17 protein-coding genes are annotated in these 17,545 nt (G+C 66.7%); 4 read left to right on the top strand and 13 right to left on the bottom strand.

Features of this window, described 5'->3' with window-relative positions:
* Positions 1-30 precede the first annotated feature (30 nt).
* Together ilvD and LPH33_RS22335 are read right to left on the bottom strand one after the other, a co-directional pair.
* Complete coding sequence (gene ilvD, locus LPH33_RS22340) at positions 31-1,728, bottom strand: dihydroxy-acid dehydratase (RefSeq protein WP_060650116.1); 1,698 nt, start codon at positions 1,726-1,728, stop codon at positions 31-33.
* Positions 1,725-2,291, bottom strand: a complete 567-nt coding sequence (locus LPH33_RS22335) for a TIGR03086 family metal-binding protein (RefSeq protein WP_229566139.1) — start codon at positions 2,289-2,291, stop codon at positions 1,725-1,727. The genes ilvD and LPH33_RS22335 overlap by 4 nt, the downstream gene beginning before the upstream one ends.
* Before the next feature lie 114 nt (positions 2,292-2,405).
* Here LPH33_RS22335 and LPH33_RS22330 point away from each other — a divergent pair, with 114 nt between their 5' ends.
* From LPH33_RS22330 to LPH33_RS22315, 4 genes are all read left to right on the top strand, one after another.
* On the top strand, positions 2,406-3,410 hold the full coding sequence (locus LPH33_RS22330) for an aldo/keto reductase (protein WP_229568462.1): 1,005 nt from the start codon (positions 2,406-2,408) through the stop codon (positions 3,408-3,410).
* Between the two features lie 40 nt (positions 3,411-3,450).
* Positions 3,451-4,734, top strand: a complete 1,284-nt coding sequence (locus LPH33_RS22325; RefSeq protein WP_229566138.1) for an MFS transporter — start codon at positions 3,451-3,453, stop codon at positions 4,732-4,734.
* Positions 4,735-4,813: 79 nt separating this feature from the next.
* Positions 4,814-5,656: an enoyl-CoA hydratase-related protein gene (locus LPH33_RS22320; protein WP_229566137.1), complete on the top strand. Its 843-nt coding sequence runs from the start codon at positions 4,814-4,816 to the stop codon at positions 5,654-5,656.
* 110 nt (positions 5,657-5,766) lie between these two features.
* Positions 5,767-6,459 carry a GTP pyrophosphokinase gene (locus LPH33_RS22315; RefSeq protein ID WP_271038582.1) on the top strand — a complete coding sequence of 231 codons (693 nt, stop codon included), beginning with the start codon at positions 5,767-5,769 and terminating at the stop codon, positions 6,457-6,459.
* An 85-nt stretch (positions 6,460-6,544) separates the two neighbouring features.
* Here LPH33_RS22315 and LPH33_RS22310 read toward each other — a convergent pair whose 3' ends face one another.
* The 11 genes from LPH33_RS22310 to LPH33_RS22260 all read right to left on the bottom strand — a co-directional run bounded on the left by LPH33_RS22310 (position 6,545) and on the right by LPH33_RS22260 (position 17,451).
* On the bottom strand, positions 6,545-7,474 hold the full coding sequence (locus LPH33_RS22310; protein WP_229566136.1) for a hypothetical protein: 930 nt from the start codon (positions 7,472-7,474) through the stop codon (positions 6,545-6,547).
* Positions 7,471-7,998: an LpqN/LpqT family lipoprotein gene (locus LPH33_RS22305; protein WP_138844671.1), complete on the bottom strand. Its 528-nt coding sequence runs from the start codon at positions 7,996-7,998 to the stop codon at positions 7,471-7,473. Before LPH33_RS22305 ends, LPH33_RS22310 begins: the two co-directional genes overlap by 4 nt.
* Positions 7,995-8,966, bottom strand: a complete 972-nt coding sequence (locus tag LPH33_RS22300) for a hypothetical protein (protein ID WP_138844669.1) — start codon at positions 8,964-8,966, stop codon at positions 7,995-7,997. The genes LPH33_RS22305 and LPH33_RS22300 overlap by 4 nt, the downstream gene beginning before the upstream one ends.
* A 3-nt stretch (positions 8,967-8,969) precedes the next feature.
* Positions 8,970-9,860, bottom strand: a complete 891-nt coding sequence (locus tag LPH33_RS22295) for a hypothetical protein (RefSeq protein ID WP_229566134.1) — start codon at positions 9,858-9,860, stop codon at positions 8,970-8,972.
* 62 nt (positions 9,861-9,922) lie between these two features.
* The gene (istB, locus tag LPH33_RS22290; RefSeq protein WP_068158116.1) at positions 9,923-10,744 is read right to left on the bottom strand and encodes an IS21-like element helper ATPase IstB; all 822 of its coding nucleotides are present in this window, start codon (positions 10,742-10,744) and stop codon (positions 9,923-9,925) included.
* Positions 10,741-12,096 carry a Mu transposase domain-containing protein gene (locus tag LPH33_RS22285; RefSeq protein ID WP_068158111.1) on the bottom strand — a complete coding sequence of 452 codons (1,356 nt, stop codon included), beginning with the start codon at positions 12,094-12,096 and terminating at the stop codon, positions 10,741-10,743. The genes istB and LPH33_RS22285 overlap by 4 nt, the downstream gene beginning before the upstream one ends.
* Before the next feature lie 235 nt (positions 12,097-12,331).
* Positions 12,332-12,631 (bottom strand): hypothetical protein, encoded by a 300-nt coding sequence (locus tag LPH33_RS22280; RefSeq protein WP_229566133.1) that lies wholly within the window; start codon positions 12,629-12,631, stop codon positions 12,332-12,334.
* A gap of 267 nt (positions 12,632-12,898) precedes the next feature.
* On the bottom strand, positions 12,899-13,747 hold the full coding sequence (locus LPH33_RS22275; RefSeq protein WP_229568458.1) for a 3-hydroxybutyryl-CoA dehydrogenase: 849 nt from the start codon (positions 13,745-13,747) through the stop codon (positions 12,899-12,901).
* A 59-nt stretch (positions 13,748-13,806) separates the two neighbouring features.
* On the bottom strand, positions 13,807-14,964 hold the full coding sequence (locus LPH33_RS22270) for an acyl-CoA dehydrogenase (protein WP_006553691.1): 1,158 nt from the start codon (positions 14,962-14,964) through the stop codon (positions 13,807-13,809).
* Positions 14,965-15,087: 123 nt separating this feature from the next.
* Entirely contained in the window at positions 15,088-15,834 is a 747-nt protein-coding gene (locus tag LPH33_RS22265) for a TetR family transcriptional regulator (RefSeq protein WP_229566131.1), read from the bottom strand.
* A gap of 36 nt (positions 15,835-15,870) precedes the next feature.
* Positions 15,871-17,451 carry an acyl--CoA ligase family protein gene (locus tag LPH33_RS22260; RefSeq protein ID WP_229568456.1) on the bottom strand — a complete coding sequence of 527 codons (1,581 nt, stop codon included), beginning with the start codon at positions 17,449-17,451 and terminating at the stop codon, positions 15,871-15,873.
* Between the last annotated feature and the right edge of the window lie 94 nt (positions 17,452-17,545).

Genomic DNA, 17,545 nt, shown 5'->3' with positions numbered 1-17,545 from the left:
ACCCCCGGAGCGCGAGGGTTCACCCGACCCTCATCCGCACACCGCACCGTTCGATGCGGAACCGACGAGCTTCGTGTACTTCGCCAGTACACCCCGGGTGTAGCGCGGCGGCAGTGGCTCCCAGCCCTGCCGCCGCGTTTCCATGTCCTTCTCGTCGACCAGCACGTCGAGCAGGCCGTTCGAGACGTCGAGACGGATGCGGTCGCCGTCGCGGACGAACGCGATGGGACCGCCGTCGACGGCCTCCGGGGCGACGTGCCCGACACACAACCCGGTGGTGCCACCGGAGAACCGTCCGTCGGTGAGCAGCAGGACGTCCTTGCCGAGACCGGCGCCCTTGATCGCGCCCGTGATCGCGAGCATCTCGCGCATGCCCGGACCACCCTTGGGACCCTCGTAGCGGATGACCACCACGTCGCCGGCGGTGATGGTGCCGTCCTCGAGCGCATCCATCGCGGCCCGTTCGCGTTCGAAGACCCTCGCGGTTCCCTCGAAGACCGACTCGTCGAAGCCCGCGGACTTCACCACCGCTCCGCCGGGCGCGAGACTGCCGCGGAGGATCGTGATGCCGCCGGTGGGATGGATGGGGTCGCTCAGGGCGCGCAGCACCTTGCCGTCGGGGTCCGGGGGAGCGATGCCGGAGAGGTTCTCCGCGACGGTCCTGCCGGTGACGGTGAGGCAGTCGCCGTGCAGCAGACCTGCGTCGAGCAGCGCCTTCATGATGACCGGGACGCCGCCGATGTGGTCGACGTCCTTCATCACGTGCCGGCCGAACGGTTTGACGTCGGCGAGATGCGGCACCCGCGCGCCCACCCGGACGAAGTCGTCGAGGCTCAGATCCACCTGCGCCTCGTGCGCGATCGCGAGCAGGTGGAGCACGGCGTTCGTGGACCCGCCGAACGCCATGACCACCGCGATGGCGTTCTCGAATGCTTCCTTGGTGAGGATGTCGGACGCGGTGATGCCGCGCTTCAGCATCTCGACCACCGCCTGCCCGCTGCGCCGCGCGAAACCGTCGCGGCGACGATCCGTCGCGGGCGGCGACGCGCTCCCCGGCAGCGACATGCCGAGCGCTTCGGCCGAGGCGGCCATCGTGTTGGCGGTGTACATGCCGCCGCAGGCACCCTCGCCGGGGCAGATGGCGCGTTCGATCGCGTCGAGGTCGGTCTCGGACATCAGGCCCCGCGCGCACGCCCCGACCGCTTCGAAGGCGTCGATGATCGTCACGTCGCGTTCGGTGCCATCGGACAGTTTCGCGATGCCCGGCAGGATCGACCCGGCATACAGGAAGACGGCGGCGAGATCGAGGCGGGCCGCGGCCATGAGCATCCCGGGCAGGGACTTGTCGCATCCCGCGAGCAGCACCGACCCGTCGAGCCGCTCGGCCTGCATCACCGTCTCGACGCTGTCGGCGATGACCTCCCGGGACACCAGGGAGAAGTGCATGCCCTCGTGTCCCATCGAGATCCCGTCGGACACGGAGATGGTGCCGAACTCGAGCGGATAACCGCCGGCGGCGTGCACGCCCTCCTTCACCGAGCGCGCGAGTCGTTCGAGCGGGAGGTTGCAGGGCGTGATCTCGTTCCACGACGACGCCACGCCGATCTGCGGCTTGCCCCAGTCGTCGTCACCCATGCCCACCGCGCGGAGCATGCCGCGCGAAGCGGCCTTCTCCATGCCGTCGGTGACGTCGCGGCTGCGGGGCTTGATGTCGGGTCGGTCCGTCATGACGCCTTCCTGGGGTCGCGGCCGGTGAGCGCGATGAGTCGGTCCTGTGGGGACGCGTCGTCGGGGACCGTGACGGGATCGGCGAACAGACCGCTCGAGGCGAGCATGTCCTTCTGCGGTTCGATGTCGGCGAGCACGGCGTCGACGAGTTCGGCATCGAGGGTCTCGTCGGCACCGATGGCCCGGGCGAGATCCCAGGTGTGCACGGTGATGTCCGCGATCTGCTGCTTCATGTAGTCGAGGCACGGGACGGTGCCGTAGGACAGGTGGACCTCCTGAGCCGGTGACGCCATCGCCCACGCAGCGGTCGCCTGCGCGGCGAAGCGGGCCCATTCGGCGGCGAGGTCGTCCCCGATCGGTTCGAGTGCGGCCTTCGCGTCGTCGAGGGAACGGCCGGAGAGCAGCGGCTGGATCCAGCGCTGCTCGTCGACCATGTGCCACACCAGGTCGGTGACGTCCCACTCCGTGTCCGGGGTGGGAGCGTGCCAGTCGCGGATCTGCGCGACACGGTCGTCGAACTCGCGACGTGCGGTTCGTTGCAGGGAGAGCCAGTCGGTCGCCATGGATCTCAGCCTAGGGCGCGGGCTGCTCGGATCACGGCGATTTCAACTCCTGCGATCATGCGCGGGATGCGGGACGATCGGGAGTCGCACCATGTCGTCGTCGAGGAGAAGTACATGCCTGTCCCCACCGTCCAGCTCGCGCCCGGTCTCGTCGTCAGCGCCCAGGGTTATGGCGCGATGTCCGTCGCCCCCGCTTACGGCGAGGTGAATCTCGACGAGGCGCTCGCAACCCTGCACCACGCCGTGGATCTGGGCATCACCTTCATCGACACCGCCGACGTCTACGGCGACGGCACGAGCGAGAAGGTGGTCGGCAAGCTGCTCGCCGAACGGCGGGACGAGGTGCAGCTGGCGACGAAGTTCGGTCTCGTCGGCGCGGTCGGCGGCAAGGGCACCGCCAACCGACGCATCAACGGCCGCCCCGAATATGCGAAGCAGGCCCTCGACGAGTCGCTCGCGCGTCTCGGCGTCGACCACGTCGACCTGTACTACCTGCACCGCGTCGATCCGGAGGTGCCGGTCGAAGAGACGGTCGGTGCCCTCGCCGAACTCGTGCAGGCCGGCAAGGTGCGGCACATCGGACTGTCGGAGGCCACGGGCGACGAATTGCGTCGCGCGCACGCCGTCCACCCGATCGCGGCGATCCAGTCGGAGTGGAGCATCGTCTCGCGCGACGTCGAACGGCATGTGGTGCCTGCCGCTGCCGAACTCGGTATCGGCTTCGTGCCCTACTCGCCGGTGAGCCGTGGGCTGCTCACCGACGCCTTCGATCCCGACCAGGTGGCCGAGAACGATCTGCGCACGCGCTTCCCGCGCTTCGGCGCCGACGCCCTGCCGACCAACCTCGCGGTGCGCGAGGAGGTGCGGGCGGTCGCGAAGGAAGCGGACGCGACGATCGCGCAGGTCGCCCTGGCATGGCTGGACGCGAAGGGTCGCGAGTTCGGCTTGCCGTCGGTGTCGATCCCCGGCACCCGCTACGCGAGTCGCGTCACCGAGAACGCCGGAGCGCTCGACGTGACGCTCACCGGCGAGCAGGTCGCGCGGCTGGATCGTCTCGCCGGCAAGGTCGCCGGTCCGCGTGCGGCCGACCCGACGTGGGTGTCGCTCGGTCGTGAATAATTAGCACCGTTAACAGACCGACGCGTATCGTCCTTGTGACATGAGGGCATGGCTGGTCTGGGGTATCGGAGTCTTCGCCTACATCGTCGCCGTCCTCCATCGGACGGCGTTCGGTGTCTCCGGACTCGCTGCCACCGAACGCTTCGAGATCTCACCGTCGGTGCTGTCCGGCTTCGTCGTCCTCCAGCTCATCGTCTACGCGGGGATGCAGATCCCGGCCGGTGTGCTGCTCGACCGGTTCGGCTCGCGCCGGATGATCGCGACCGGCGCCGTGATCCTCGCCGTCGGTCAGGCGATCCTCGCCGTCACCGAGTCGCTGCCGGTCGCGTATCTGGCGCGTGTGCTGGTCGGTGTCGGTGACGCCCTGACGTTCATCTCGGTGCTGCGGCTCGTGCCGGTGTGGTTCGCGCCGCGCCGCGTGCCCGTCGTCTCACAGCTGACGGGCATCTTCGGTCAGCTCGGTCAGGTGCTGTCGGCGGTGCCGTTCGTCCTGCTACTCACCGGCACGGGCTGGACGGCCGCCTACGGCAGCGCCGCGGCGCTCGGTCTGTTCGCGTGTGTGCTGGTGTTCGCGATCGTGCGCGATACCCCGCCCGGTGAGGTGCGGGAGGCCACCGCGTCGGGGCTGCGGGATGTGATCGGCGGCCTCGGCACGGTGTGGCGGCGTCCCGGCACCAAACTCGGCTTCTTCACCCACATGGGCACGCAGTTCTCGGTGACCACCTTCGCGCTGATGTGGGGTGTGCCGTATCTGGTCTCCGCGCAGGGACTGTCGCCCGCCGCGGCCGGATCGATGCTGACCGTCTCGGTGGTCACGGCCATCTCCGCCGGGCCGATCCTGGGCGTGCTGTCGGGACGTTTCCCGACCAGGCGTTCATGGCTCGTGCTCATGATCATCCTGGCCAGCGCCCTGGCGTGGTCCGTGGTGCTCGCCCTACCCGGGCCCGCACCGGTGTGGCTGCTCGTGGTGCTCGTCGTCGCCATCTCGGTGGGTGGTCCGGGGTCGATGATCGGCTTCGACTACGCCCGCACCTTCAATCCCGGGAGTGCCCTCGGCACGGCCAACGGTATCGTCAACATCGGTGGCTTCCTCGCGACGCTGCTGGTCGTGCAGACGATGGGCATCGTGCTCGACCGGCTCGGCGGCTATACCTTCGACGCCTTCCGCGTCGCGTGGTTGGCGCAGTACCCGATCTGGGTGATCGCGCTCATCGGGGTGCTCGTGACCCGAGGGCGCGCCCGCCGCGAGGCCGGCATCGAAGCGCGCTCGCTCCGGGCCGTCGTGGTCGACCGGCTCGGTCGCGGCAAGCGTGAGTCCCGCTGAGACCCGAAGTGCTATTTAACGATCGCTAGAAGTTCTATCATCGGGCGCTGAACGACCGACAGCGAACCGAGGAGACGACGTGACAGAGACCGGTACCGAAAACGATGTGTTGCTCGAGCGCCACGGCGCGGTCGCGGTCATCCGGCTGAACCGTCCCGATCGCCTCAACGCGTTCACCGACGACATGGGCGAACGGCTCATCTCCCTGTTCGACGAGACCGATGCCGACGACGACGTGCGGGCGGTCGTGCTCACCGGCACGGGCCGCGGGTTCTGCGCCGGCGCCGACCTCGCAGCCGGCGGCGACACCTTCGTCCTCGACGAGGACCCCGAAACCGGCGGAACACCGCCCGACCTCGGTGGTCGCGTCACGCTCCGCATCTTCCGGTCGCTCAAGCCGGTGATCGCCGCGATCAACGGCCCGGCCGCGGGTGTCGGCGTCACAATGACCCTCCCCGCGGACATCCGCATCGCCGCCGACACCGCCAAGTTCGGGTTCGTCTTCACCCGCCGCGGCCTGGTCCCGGAAGCCTGCTCCACCTGGTTCCTGCCCCGCGCCGTCGGCATCTCGACCGCTGTCGAATGGACCGTCGGCGGTCGCATGGTGCCGGTCGCGGAAGCACACGAACGCGGTCTCCTCCGCGAGGTCGTGCCCGCCGACCGCGTGCTGGAACGTGCCCTCGAGATCGCGGAGGAACTCGTCGCCGGCACCGCGCCCGTCTCCGTCGCTCTGACCCGGCAGTTGATGTGGCGGATGCTCGGTGCACCCGACCCGGAGGTCGCGCATCGGGCCGAGTCGATCGGCATCCACGTCCGGGGAACCTCCGGCGACGTCCGCGAGGGCGTGGAGTCGTTCCTCGAGAAGCGCGACCCGAAGTTCCCCGATCGGATCTCGGACGGTCTGCCCGACCTGTTCGAGTGAGCCGGGCGGTGTAACCGCAGTTCGGTATAACTGCAGGTCGAGGAGGTGGGAACCGCCCGTCGTCGTCGAACTGGCAGACTCGATCCCGGAAGTTATCGAGGAGGAATCGAGTGAAGACGACGGTGGGCGAACCCGAACCGGGACTACCGACACCGGACGACGTGCAGGCACCGCTGGTCGCAGTGGAGCATCTCGCGCAGGATCTGCGACGCGCACTCATGGTGTACAAGTTCGGCATCGACGAGATGATGACGAAGATCAACATCCTGCGCGAGGAGTTCACCTACGCCCGCGAGTACAACCCGATCGAGCACGTGAAGTCGCGGTTGAAGAGCCCCGAGTCGATCCTCGCCAAGGCGGAACGGAAGGGTGCGCCCGCCTCGCTCGACGGCATCCGCGAGGCTGTGCGCGACATCGCCGGCATCCGCATCACGTGCAGCTTCACGTCGGACGTCTACCGGATCATCGACATGATCACGAGCCAGCTCGACGTGACGGTCGTCGAAATCGAGGACTACATCGCGCGCCCGAAGCCCAACGGGTACAGCAGCGTGCACGTCATCATTCAGATTCCGGTGTACATGTCCGACCGGGTCGAGCGCGTCTACGTCGAACTGCAGATCCGCACCGTCGCGATGGACTTCTGGGCGAGCCTGGAGCACAAGATCTACTACAAGCACGACCGCGAGGTTCCGGACGAACTGCGCGAGGAACTCCGCCTCGCCGCGGAGACGGCACGCGATCTGGACCTGCGGATGGAAGCGCTGCACCGCCGCGTGCACGGCCCGACCAACGGAAACTGACCGAGGTACGCAACGTGGGGTGAAGGCTCGCAACACGACCAGTCGCCAGCGGTGTTGCGAACCCACCATCTACGTTGCGTACCCATCACCATTCCCACTGTTGACGCGGAATCTTCCGCGCGATGCGTAAGCGTTCCCGCACCGGGAGAGGACGAAGAAGTTCTGGGGCCTCGGGTGTCGTGACGAGATGGCGATCGTCGGGGCACCGATGGAGACGGTCGACGAGCCCGAGCAGCGTGTTGGGTTCGCTCACGAGAACGTACGGCGGCACGGTAAACGAATCCGGCTTGTCGTGCGCCACGCGAGGCGGAGTCGGTTCGTAGCCGGGTACGTGGAGACGGATGAGTGGATTGTGCGTAGACGCCCCGCGGCCCGAGACGGTGTAGACATCGGCAGCCACTTCCTGGATCTCGTCCCATCGAACGAACACGTCCGAAACGCCACGCCGCACGAGCCATGTCGTGCGGCGGCGAATACCGTCGGCATGGAGACGGGTGGATCCTCGGGGGTGGATCAAGAAGGGGAGGGCGCCCATCACCACGGTTGCACATGTCGTCCATGCGATGAACGAGCCGGAGTAGGGGAGCTCGTGTCTCCCAAGAAGCATCGCTCCGTCCGGTCGGTTCGACGCACGAATCATGAAAGCACCCGACACTGTGATGCAGGAGAGCACAACGGACAGCTGAACGGGAAGTATCCTCACGTAAGGAATCTCGATGCCGGGGCCGTGAACGTCGTCTCGGCACTGCCGGATCCTCGGATGCAAACCGAATCGGTGGAAGCCGGCCCGCTCGAACATTCCCGCCGCAACGATTGTCATCATTACGGTCAGGGAAAGCGCCAGGGCAGTCGCTCCGAGATCGTCCGCTCGCCAGTCGTCCACTGTCCAGAACAGTGCGACGAGGCCGAATCCAGTGCAGAACACACCGGCACAGAACGAAGCCGGACGGAAACGTTGTGGCCAAGCAGGTGCTGAATCTTTCCCGAAAGAGGGAATTTCGATGAACTCGCTCACCGGATTCTCAGTCCCTCATGGATCGCATGCAGATGAGCGATAAGGGACTCGGCGCTGTCGGAGCGTGCGGTTGCCGTCAATTGCGTCAGGTAGCGGTCGTACTCGTGGTCGATCACGAGATATCGCGTCACGGCGGTGTACTCGACGTCGTCCACTCGGTAGCAACCTCGGACGATCACGGATCGATGTCCGTGGAAGTCGAATGTGTCGCGGAATGTTTCCTTCCATTCGGGCAGTCCATGAGCTTCACGTCCCGCGACCTCCAACAGTTCGTCCGTCGGCCGCCACTTCGCCAGTGCTCCATGGAGAAGAACGGCGTTGGGTGCCCAATCATCCACGGCGTGCTCGGGAACTACGAGAACCGTATGTGCGTGCGGAAAGACATCGCGGGGGAGTGTGATCCAGCCTTCCGGCGCCTGGAGTTCCGGTTGCGGGTGCCGCAGATCGTCCGGGTCGCAGGGGCTCAGTCCGACTTCGTGTGTTGCGAGGTAGCCGGAGAGCGTCGCCTGAATCGAAGCGTTCACCGAGACGCCTTCCGGCGGCGTGCTGCGCGGAACCGTTCACGCAGCGGTGGGGGACGAAGAAGATCTTCGGAATCGGGCCTTTCAACTTCGGGGCGCTTCTCTGGATTCTCTTTCATGCCCTGTAGTAGTCGTACGAGAGTGTTGGGCTCCGCGGCCAAGGCATGCGCCAGCACCGCAATCCTGTCGTCCGAGTCGTGAGGGGTTCGTTGGCCTTCAGGGATCGGACGTGCGGTCCGTAAACCAATCGAGGGGTGCCGACCCAGGTCGGCATTCATCTCGGCATCGACACTTGTGATGTCCACCCACGGAAGGAAGATCCGAAACTCTTTGTCGCTGAAGAATATTCTCCTACGCGTATGCCGTTCGATTCCTTCCCGGAAGATCCTCACCGCAAACTCGATCCGGATGGCAAGCAGTATCGATGACAGGAGGAGCGCAACGGCGGCGAGAACTGCGACCAGGAGCGCGTTTCGAGGAGTGTCCCGTCCCTCGGGAAGGAGCGATGTATTTCCGGCAATGAACCAGAGAGTCGAGGCGGCAACTCCGTATACAGCTCCCCCCAGCAGAACGATCATCACCGGAGCGGTGAGACCACGGCGCATCGGAACGATGATTCCGTCCCCGTGTCGTGGATCGTGTATCCGATGAATTCGCGAGGACCGTCGAACGTGGCGGAAACCTGATTCACGCAGTGCCGTAACCGACAACAGTGCCATCATCGACAGGCCACCTACGTAGCCTGTGACTTCCAGTGCGTGATGGGCTTTTCCGGCTCGGAGGGCGAGAGGAATCATGACCATTGCCGACAATGCGAGTGCGACCGCCATCAGAAAGATCACCGGTCGGAAAGCTTGTGGCCAGTAGGGGCGCTGGTCGTTGCGAGGGTACGTCCCGAAGCTTGGGGGCTCGATTTTCGAACTCATCTCATGTGTCTCCGCACTGGTTGCGCTGATGGAGGGTTTCGTCATGTGTCAGTCCCAGAGCGCTTGGAAGCCCTTCGACGAAATGTAAGTGGTCAATCCACCCGCCAGTGCGCCTACGGCGAGTCCCACTGCCGTGCCTATACCCGGAGCGATCATCGTTCCGAGGGCGGCGCCCCCTTTTGCTCCTGCCCAAGCTGCTACGCCTCCCAAGGCCGAAGCTGTGGATTCCGTGACGATCGCCTTGGTGGGATCCATGCCCGACTCGATGTCGTTGACGATGGCGGGCACCGTACCGAGAGCGATAGCGGCAGGGTTCATTCCTCGGCTGATGTTCCGGGCCAGATCGTCACCGGATGAGATGGCGGCTTCTTTCAGACCTTCCTTGGTGGTGTCGGCCACGATTCCGATGGTCGAAGCGGCAGTCGTCGCCGCCCAGTCAGGCCACCAGGAGAACTCACCGTCCTCCGTCTGCACGACCTTCCCCGGCACCGCGGCATCCCTGGCTGCTTCGAGCACCGCAACGGCAGCGGTGATTCGATCGGCAGTTTCCGTCGCGGCTCGCGACGCCTGTTCGAGAGCGCCGGTGACCGCGTGGGTCAGTTCCGCTGCTTCGTGTTCGAGACGTGCACGGGCCTCGGCAACGGCTTCGGCCGGCAGCATCGCCGAGAGGATGCGGATCTGGTCGGAAGGGTCGACGGTGCCGTCGTCGTGCACGGTGAACCCGGACTGTTCGGCACCGGCCACCACCGACAGGAGGTGCAGGCGGGCGTCTTCGACGAGCCACGCGCCGGTGCGGTACGCCTCCGCGACCTGCAGTAGCGCTTCGGCGATGGCGCTGCCCAGCGAGCGTTCGCGGACCACTCGCGTGGCGGCGGCACGTGCGGCGTCGCCGGACCATCGCTCGGCGAGGACATCCTGCTCGGTGAGCAGACCTTTCATGTGATGAGGCTCAGCGAAGGTGCTCGCTCGTGCTCGTCGAAAGTGCCCACTCGTGGGCGGGTTCACTGTAGCGGTTGCCGGGTGCCGGTGGTGGCTTGACGGAGCTTTTCCGACCGGGCGTGGTGATCACGCAGCCGGTAGGAATCCCCGTCGAGGTTGAGTACCACCGATCGGTGCAGAAGCCGGTCGAGCATCGCGGCGGCGACGGTCGTATCGCCGAGGACCTCACCCCACTCTCCGACACCCCGGTTGGTGGTGATGATGATCGAGGTCTTCAGATAGCGTTGCGCGACAACCTGAAACAGTGCGGAGGCGGCCTCGCCGGGCAGGGGTAGGTAGCCGAGTTCGTCGATCACCAGCAGCGTCGGGCCGGCGTAGAACCGCATCGTCGTCGCCCACCGGCCTTCGATCGCAGCGCGATGGCAGCGGGCGGCCAGATCGGCGGCGGTGGTGAAGTAGGTGCGATAACCGGCATGCGCGGCCGCCCGCGCCAAGCCCACCGACAGGTGGGTCTTTCCGACCCCCGGCGGCCCGATGAGCAGGACGTTCGTCGCGGTTTCGAGGAACCGGCAGGTGCCCAACTCGGCGATCAATGCCCGATCGAGGCCGGGGGCGGCGTCGAAGTCGAAGTCCTCGAGACAGGCCGGGGTGGGCAGGCACGCGAACCGCAACCGCCCGGCGAGGCGGCGGGCTTCGGTGGCGTCGACCTCGATCGACAGCAGCTGTTCGAGCGCTGCGGTCATCGACAGACCGTCCTTCTGGGCTCGGTCGAGCACCGACGGCAGCGCTTCGGCAGCGTCGTGCAACTTGAGCGTCGCCAAGTGTCCTCGCAGACGCTGATAAAGACTTGCCGAGGTCGCGGTGGTGTCGGGGGTGGTGGTCATACGAGGGTGTTCCTTCCGCGGGCTGCGCGCTCGTAGGCGGCCAGGTCGACCACCGTCGATCGCGGTGTCGTCGACGGTGGGTGGCGGTCCGTGGTGTTGGTGCGCAATGCTGCTGCCGCAGTGAGCGCCTCGGGTCCGGGTGGGATGCGTTCTTTGCGGCGGTGCGGTCGGCCTCCGGCCGCGGCACCGGCCATCGCGGCCTGTTCAAGGGCGTGAACGTGGCCGTGATCGCGCACCACGGCGCCGGCCCCGTCCGGCGCCAACCGGTGGCGGGCGACGGTGATCTGCGAGGCGGTGACGATGTCGATCACCTCGTCGCCGAGCTGCCGGGTGACGGTGACCTGCGCTGCGGCCAGTTCCGGGGGCACCGAGTAGCGGTTGCCGCGGTAGGCCACCAACGCCTGCCTCGAGACGGTGCGCGGTTCGCTGAGCACCACCGGATACGGACTGCTCGGCATCGACGTCAACGGTTCCCGGTCGGCGACGGTGCGCACCGGGGCCTTGCCGTCGGCGGTGGCCCGCATCCGGGCATCGGCGCGTCGACTACAGAATTTGTCCACGCTCGCCTGGGCCTGCTCGACGGTGAGCTCGTCCGCCACGGTGCGCCACCATCGCTGGGCCGCAGTGTGATTGGACTTCTCGACGACACCCTTGCGATTGCCGGACCGCGGTGGGCAGATCGCCACCAACACGCCGTAATACTTGGCGACCCCGGCGAAGGAGGCAGTGACTTTTCCGCTGTCGGGGTAACAGACCGTCGACATTCGATCGAATCGCCAGGTGTGGGTCAGGCCGCCGAGTTTTCGGCAGATCCGGTCGAGGCCGTCGATCAGATGCGGCTGGGTCATGGCCGGGGCGAGCACCCCGCGCCACCGACCCGAATGCGCGAGCGATCCGACCAGCAGATATGCGGTCTTGCCCCAGCCCCACGAGGCGGGTGGGTTCGGCAGCTCGACCCAGTCCCACTGGGTTTCCGCCCCCGCCGGATGGTCGATGACCGCGTTGGGGCGGTCGGTCGCGCACGCGCAGGCTTGGCAGACGGGCCGGAGCTTGCGTTGCCGGATCTGGCGGGTCAGCGTCTGATACGAGGCGGTGTAGCCGAGGTCTTCGAGTTCGTCGCACAAGGTCCGTGCCCACAGATGCGGATCCTCGGTCAGACGAGCGGTGACGTAGTCGACGAACGGTTCGAACGGATCCTCACCAGCGGGTTTACGGATGCCGGGGGTGGTGGTGCCGTTCAGATAGTTGCGGATCGTGCGCCGGTTTCGGCCGGTGTGCCGGGCGATCGCCGAGATCGTCCAGCCTCGTTTGTGCAGTGCGTGGATCTCCACGTCTTCCTCCCATGTCAACATGAGAAAGCGGTCTCCTTCGGGGTGCTGGTGCGTGGTCAGAGACCACCAGCATCGAAGGAGACCCGCCCTCATCGGCGGAGCCACACGGGTGAGCACTTTCGGTGAGCAGGTCTGAGCAGGATCAAAGAGCGCCATCACATGCGGTCGTCGAGTTTGTCGACGAGCACGTCGAGGTGGTCGGCAGTGACTCGCAGAGCGTCGGGATTCCAGGACCGGACCGCAGCGACTCCCGGTCTCATTCGTGCGGATCCATTGCCGAGAGTGCAGCCACGAAGTCCGTCTCGGCGACGACGTAGTCGTTCTTGGCGCCGTCGGTGATGTCGACGACCTCGCGCAGGCGACTGCACACGTTGTTCAGTGCCTGATCGGTGGCGGTGAATGCTCGTGCACAGACGGCCGCGAATTCTGTTCCGGGAAGCGCTGGTTGCGACACGGCATACGGTTCGCCGACGTCCCAGTCGTCGATCGCGTCGGCGGTGTCCGCCACGAAGGCTGCGAATGTGCGCAGCGCTTCAGGATCTACGTGCAACGTCACGACTGCCCCCCGACAGAATCCCCCGATACGTCCGGGTCGGGACGATAGCAGAAGGCGCCCTCACGGAGCCGGAGCGGACCGTCGGGCGACTTCGAGCCGAGCATCGGTCGTACACGAGGTATGCAACACGTGATGAAGGTTCGCAACGCCGGCAGTTACCGGCCGTGTTGCGAACCCGGAACTGTTGTTGCGTACCTCCCGGCTGTTCCGGATACGCAGACGCCCCCGCCGTTCCGAGAAGGAACGGCAGGGGCGTCCGAGTGAGGCCTACTTGTAGCTGTAAAAACCCTCGCCGGTCTTGCGACCCAGGCGACCCGCGTCGACCATGCGACGCAGCAGCGCCGGGGGAGCGTAATGCGGCTCGGCGAACTCGTCGTACAACGACTGCGCGGCGTTGAGGGTGATGTCGAGGCCGACGGTGTCGATGAGGGTCAGCGGACCCATCGGGTAGCCGCAGCCACCCTTCATCGCGGCGTCGATGTCTTCCTTCGTCGCGTATCCCGACTCGAGCATGCGCACTGCCGAGCACAGGTACGGGATGAGCAGGGCGTTGACGATGAAGCCTGCACGGTCGCCCGCGCGCACGGCCGTCTTGCCGAGGGTGTTCTTCGCGTAGTCGAACACCGTGTCGGCGGTGGCCTCGTCGGTGGTGAGCGCCGAGATGATCTCGACGAGGGGCATCACCGGCACCGGGTTGAAGAAGTGCACGCCCACGACCTTGCCCGGCCGCTGCGTCGCCTGCGCCATCTTGATGACGGGGATCGACGACGTGTTGGTGGCGAGGATGCCTTCGGGCTTCACGATCTTGTCGAGCTCGGAGAAGATCTCCACCTTGAGCGACTCGATCTCGGGTGCGGCCTCGACGACGAGGTCGCGGTCGGCGAACTCGTTCAGATCGAGGGTGACGCGGATCCGTCCGAGGATCTCGTCGGCGTCCTCCTGCGTGATCTTGCCGGACTTGACGCCGCGTCCGATCGACTTCTCGAGACGCTCGCGCGCCGCGGCGGCGAACTCCTCGGTGGTCTCCTTGACGAGGACGTCGCTACCGGCCTTGGCGCACACCTCGGCGATACCGGCACCCATGGTGCCGCCGCCGATCACGCCTACCTTTTCCACTGCCACTGCGGTAACTCCTGATCGCTGTGATGTTCCGGGGGTAACCTACGCGACCGGTGTCAGCGCAGCAGAGCGCGCGACATGACGACGCGCTGGATCTGGTTGGTGCCCTCGTAGATCTGCGTGATCTTGGCGTCGCGCATCATGCGCTCGACCGGGAAGTCGGTGGTGTAGCCGGCGCCACCGAACAGCTGCACGGCGTCGGTGGTGACCTCCATGGCGACGTCCGACGCGAAGCACTTCGCGGCGGCCGAGATGAAGCCGAGGTTGGGCTCGCCGCGCTCGGCGCGAGCAGCGGAGGTGTAGACCATCAGGCGTGCGGCTTCGACCTTCATTGCCATGTCGGCGAGCATGAACTGCACACCCTGGTTGTCGGAGATCGGGCGGCCGAACTGCTTGCGATCCTTGACGTAGGCGGTCGCCGCGTCGAGGGCGCCCTGGGCGAGGCCGACGGCCTGCGCGCCGATGGTGGGGCGGGTGTGGTCGAGGGTCGCGAGAGCGGTCTTGAAGCCGGTGCCCGGCTCGCCGACGATGCGGTCGCCGGGGATGCGGCAGTTCTCGAAGTACAGCTCGGCGGTGGGGGAGCCCTTGATGCCGAGCTTCTTCTCCTTCGGTCCGACGACGAAGCCCTCGTCGTCCTTGTGGACCATGAAGGAGGAGATGCCGTTGGCGCCCTTCTCGGGGTCGGTGACGGCCATGACGGTGTACCAGGTGGACTTACCACCGTTGGTGATCCAGCACTTGGAGCCGTTGAGGATCCAGTCGTCGCCGTCGGCCTTGGCGCGGGTGCGCATGGAGGCGGCGTCGGAGCCGGCCTCGCGCTCGGACAGCGCGTAGGAGGCCATCGCACCGTTGACGATGTCGGGGAGGACCTTGGCCTTGAGTTCGTCGGAGCCGCGGAGGATCAGGCCCATGGTGCCGAGCTTGTTGACGGCGGGGATCAGCGAGGAGGAGCCACATACTCGGGCGACCTCTTCGATGACGATGCAGGCGGCGATCGAGTCGGCGCCCTGGCCTTCGAACTGCTCGGGCACGTGGATGGCGTTGAAGCCCGACTTGTTGAGGGCGTCGAGGGCCTCCTGCGGGAAGCGGGAGTTCTCGTCGACGTCCTTGGCGTAGGGCGCGATCTCCTTCTCGGCGAGCGCGCGGATGGCCTCGCGCAGAGCGTCGTGCTCTTCGGAGAGCTTGAACAGGTCGAAGTCGGGATTGAGGGCCATGACGGCGGACTCCTAACGGCACGCGGTGCCAGATTTGCGAGCGTAGCTCCCTCGAGCATAGCGAGGCGAGGGTTCGCGACGTGACGGAATGAGTCGATTGTAACCACGGCACTCAGTGCCAGGTCAACGGTGCTGACGTGCACCTTCGAGCTGGAGCCGAACCTGCTCGGCGATCTCGGCCGGTGTCAGATGAGCCGGGTAGGTCACGACCGCGACCGCCGGCGGGGCCGGTGCGGCCTTCCCGTTCGTCGCGCCTTCGGGCGCCGGAACCACCCCGTACGTGCGGCGGAGCTCGAGCAGCTCCTGTTCGAGGCGTTCGGCGGTGGCGGTCTCGTCGCCGCGGATCATCGCGCGCAGCACGAAGTTGTGCGTGGCGGTCATCGCCGCCGCGAAGCTGACGGTGCGCACCGGCTTCTCCGTCGGGACGGCGGCGCGCAGGAAGTCGGTGAACAACCGCTCGTAGCGGTAGGTGGTGACGAGTTCGCGCTCCCGCAGCGCCGGCACCCGCTGCACCACCCGATACCGCCACACCGCCAGCTCGCGCCGGTCACGGAAGTGACCGAACACGAGCTTGGCCCCGTCGCAGGCCGCCGCCCACGGATCGTCGAAATCCTGTGAGAGGTACTCGGCGACCTGCTCGAGCAGGGACTCGTGATCGGCGAAGATCACGTCCTCCTTCGACCGGAACTGCCGGAAGAAGGTCCGCCGCGACACCCCGGCGGCCGCGGCGATCTGCTCGACGGTGGTCGACTCGTAGCCGAACTCCGAGAACAGGCGGATCGCCTGCGTGACGACATGCACCCGGAACTGGGCGGGATCGGGTCCCGTCGAGTCGAGGCGACGGGTGCTGTTACCGGTACCGGATGTCATGGCGTCGAGTATCCAATGCAGTCGTGAGGGGTCGGCTCACCCCTCGGCGGCTTCGGCCGATCGCAGCTCGAACTTCAGGATCTTGCCCGTGGAGGTGCGGGGCAGCTCCAGCGGGAAGACGATGTCGCGTGGCACCTTGTATCCGGCGAGCAGTGTGCGGGTGTAGTCGATGATCTCCTCGGCCGTGACCGATTCGTCCTTCTTCAGGATCACGAACGCCTTGGGACGCTCACCCCACTTCTCGTCCGGAACGCCGACGACCGCGACGTCGAGCACCGCGGGGTGGCTGACGATCGCCTGCTCGACCTCCACGGTCGAGATGTTCTCGCCGCCGGAGATGATGATGTCCTTCGCGCGGTCCTTGAGCTGGATGTATCCGTCCGGGTACATCACGCCGAGGTCGCCGGTGTGGAACCAGCCGCCGCGGAACGCCTCCTCGGTCGCGTCCGGGTCCTTGTAGTAGCCGAGCATGACGTTGTTGCCGCGCAGCACGATCTCGCCCATGGTCTCGCCGTCGGCGGGCACGTCGTTCATGTCCTCGTCGACGACCCGCGCGGTCTCGGCCTGCAACATGCCGACGCCCTGACGGGAGAGCAGCGCGGCACGTTCGTCGGCGGGCTTGTCGTCCCAGCTGTCCTGGTACTCGCAGATCGTGTACGGGCCGTACACCTCGGTGAGTCCGTAGACGTGCACGACCGTGATGCCGATCTGCTCGAGCTGGGCGATCACCGTCGGCGACGGCGGCGCACCGGCCGTGGTGATCCGCAACGGACGGTCGAGGGGATGGGCCTGCTCGGCGTTCGCGATGGTCGAGCACACCGCGGGCGCACCGCACAGATTGGTGACGCCGAGGTTGTCGATGGCATCCCAGATCGCGTCGGCCCGCACCGCCCGCAGGCAGATGTGGGTGCCCGCCGCAGCGGTCACCGCCCACGGCGTGCACCAGCCGTTGCAGTGGAACATCGGCAGCGTCCACAGATACTTGCTCTGCCCGTCGAAGCTGTTGTGGAAGGTCTCGCCCAGCGAGTTCAGGTACGCGCCCCGGTGGGTGTACATCACGCCCTTGGGCTTGCCGGTCGTGCCCGAGGTGTAGTTGAGGGTGATGACGCCGAGCTCGTCGTCGACGCTCCACGGCAGCGGTGTCGCATCGAGCGAGTCGGCCTGCGCGAGGAACTCGTCGTACCGGGCGGTGGCCACCCCGGCGGGTACCTCGGGAGCCGGCGCGGTGGAGTCGGGGACCTCGATGATCTCGGTGACGCCGGGAACGTTGTCGCGGACGTTCGCGACCGATCCGAGCAATTCGGAGTCGACGAACAGCAGCTTCGTCTCGGAGTGGTCGAGGATGTACTCGAGTTCCGGCCCGGCCAGTCGCGAGTTCAGCGCGACGAGCACACCGCCCGCGAGCGGAACCGCGAAATGCGCAATGAGCATCTCGGGCACGTTCGGGGTCAGGTACGCGATCTTGTCGCCCGGCTCGATACGGCTGCGCAGCACGCGCGCGAGCCGCTGCGTCTCGTCGGCGAACTCGGCGTAGGTGTACGTGCGGTCGCCGTGGATGATCGCGGTGCGATCCGGGAACACCGCCGCGGACCGTTCGAGGAAGCGCAGCGGGCTCATCTGGCTGTAGTTCGCGGCTCCGGTCGAGCCGGGACGGACGGGGGCGATGGACACGGATACCTCCGGGGGTGGCCTACTCGGATTCCGGCGTCTT

This window comes from Rhodococcus sp. RDE2 (genome assembly GCF_020885655.1).
In the GTDB taxonomy this organism is placed as follows: domain Bacteria; phylum Actinomycetota; class Actinomycetes; order Mycobacteriales; family Mycobacteriaceae; genus Rhodococcus; species Rhodococcus pyridinivorans.
Note: the sequence above shows the minus strand (reverse complement) of the source record. Positions and strands in the feature narration are given on the sequence as shown.

What these genes read in the sequence shown, in the direction of transcription:
- LPH33_RS22260 (WP_229568456.1), bottom strand. Translation starts at nt 17,451, where the DNA reads ATGAGCCCGCTGCGCTTCCTCGAACGGTCCGCGGCGGTGTTCCCGGAT.
- LPH33_RS22325 (WP_229566138.1), top strand. Translation starts at nt 3,451, where the DNA reads ATGAGGGCATGGCTGGTCTGGGGTATCGGAGTCTTCGCCTACATCGTC.
- ilvD (WP_060650116.1), bottom strand. Translation starts at nt 1,728, where the DNA reads ATGACGGACCGACCCGACATCAAGCCCCGCAGCCGCGACGTCACCGAC.
- LPH33_RS22265 (WP_229566131.1), bottom strand. Translation starts at nt 15,834, where the DNA reads ATGACATCCGGTACCGGTAACAGCACCCGTCGCCTCGACTCGACGGGA.
- LPH33_RS22270 (WP_006553691.1), bottom strand. Translation starts at nt 14,964, where the DNA reads ATGGCCCTCAATCCCGACTTCGACCTGTTCAAGCTCTCCGAAGAGCAC.
- LPH33_RS22300 (WP_138844669.1), bottom strand. Translation starts at nt 8,966, where the DNA reads ATGACGAAACCCTCCATCAGCGCAACCAGTGCGGAGACACATGAGATG.
- LPH33_RS22330 (WP_229568462.1), top strand. Translation starts at nt 2,406, where the DNA reads ATGCCTGTCCCCACCGTCCAGCTCGCGCCCGGTCTCGTCGTCAGCGCC.
- istB (WP_068158116.1), bottom strand. Translation starts at nt 10,744, where the DNA reads ATGACCACCACCCCCGACACCACCGCGACCTCGGCAAGTCTTTATCAG.
- LPH33_RS22285 (WP_068158111.1), bottom strand. Translation starts at nt 12,096, where the DNA reads ATGTTGACATGGGAGGAAGACGTGGAGATCCACGCACTGCACAAACGA.
- LPH33_RS22335 (WP_229566139.1), bottom strand. Translation starts at nt 2,291, where the DNA reads ATGGCGACCGACTGGCTCTCCCTGCAACGAACCGCACGTCGCGAGTTC.
- LPH33_RS22295 (WP_229566134.1), bottom strand. Translation starts at nt 9,860, where the DNA reads ATGAAAGGTCTGCTCACCGAGCAGGATGTCCTCGCCGAGCGATGGTCC.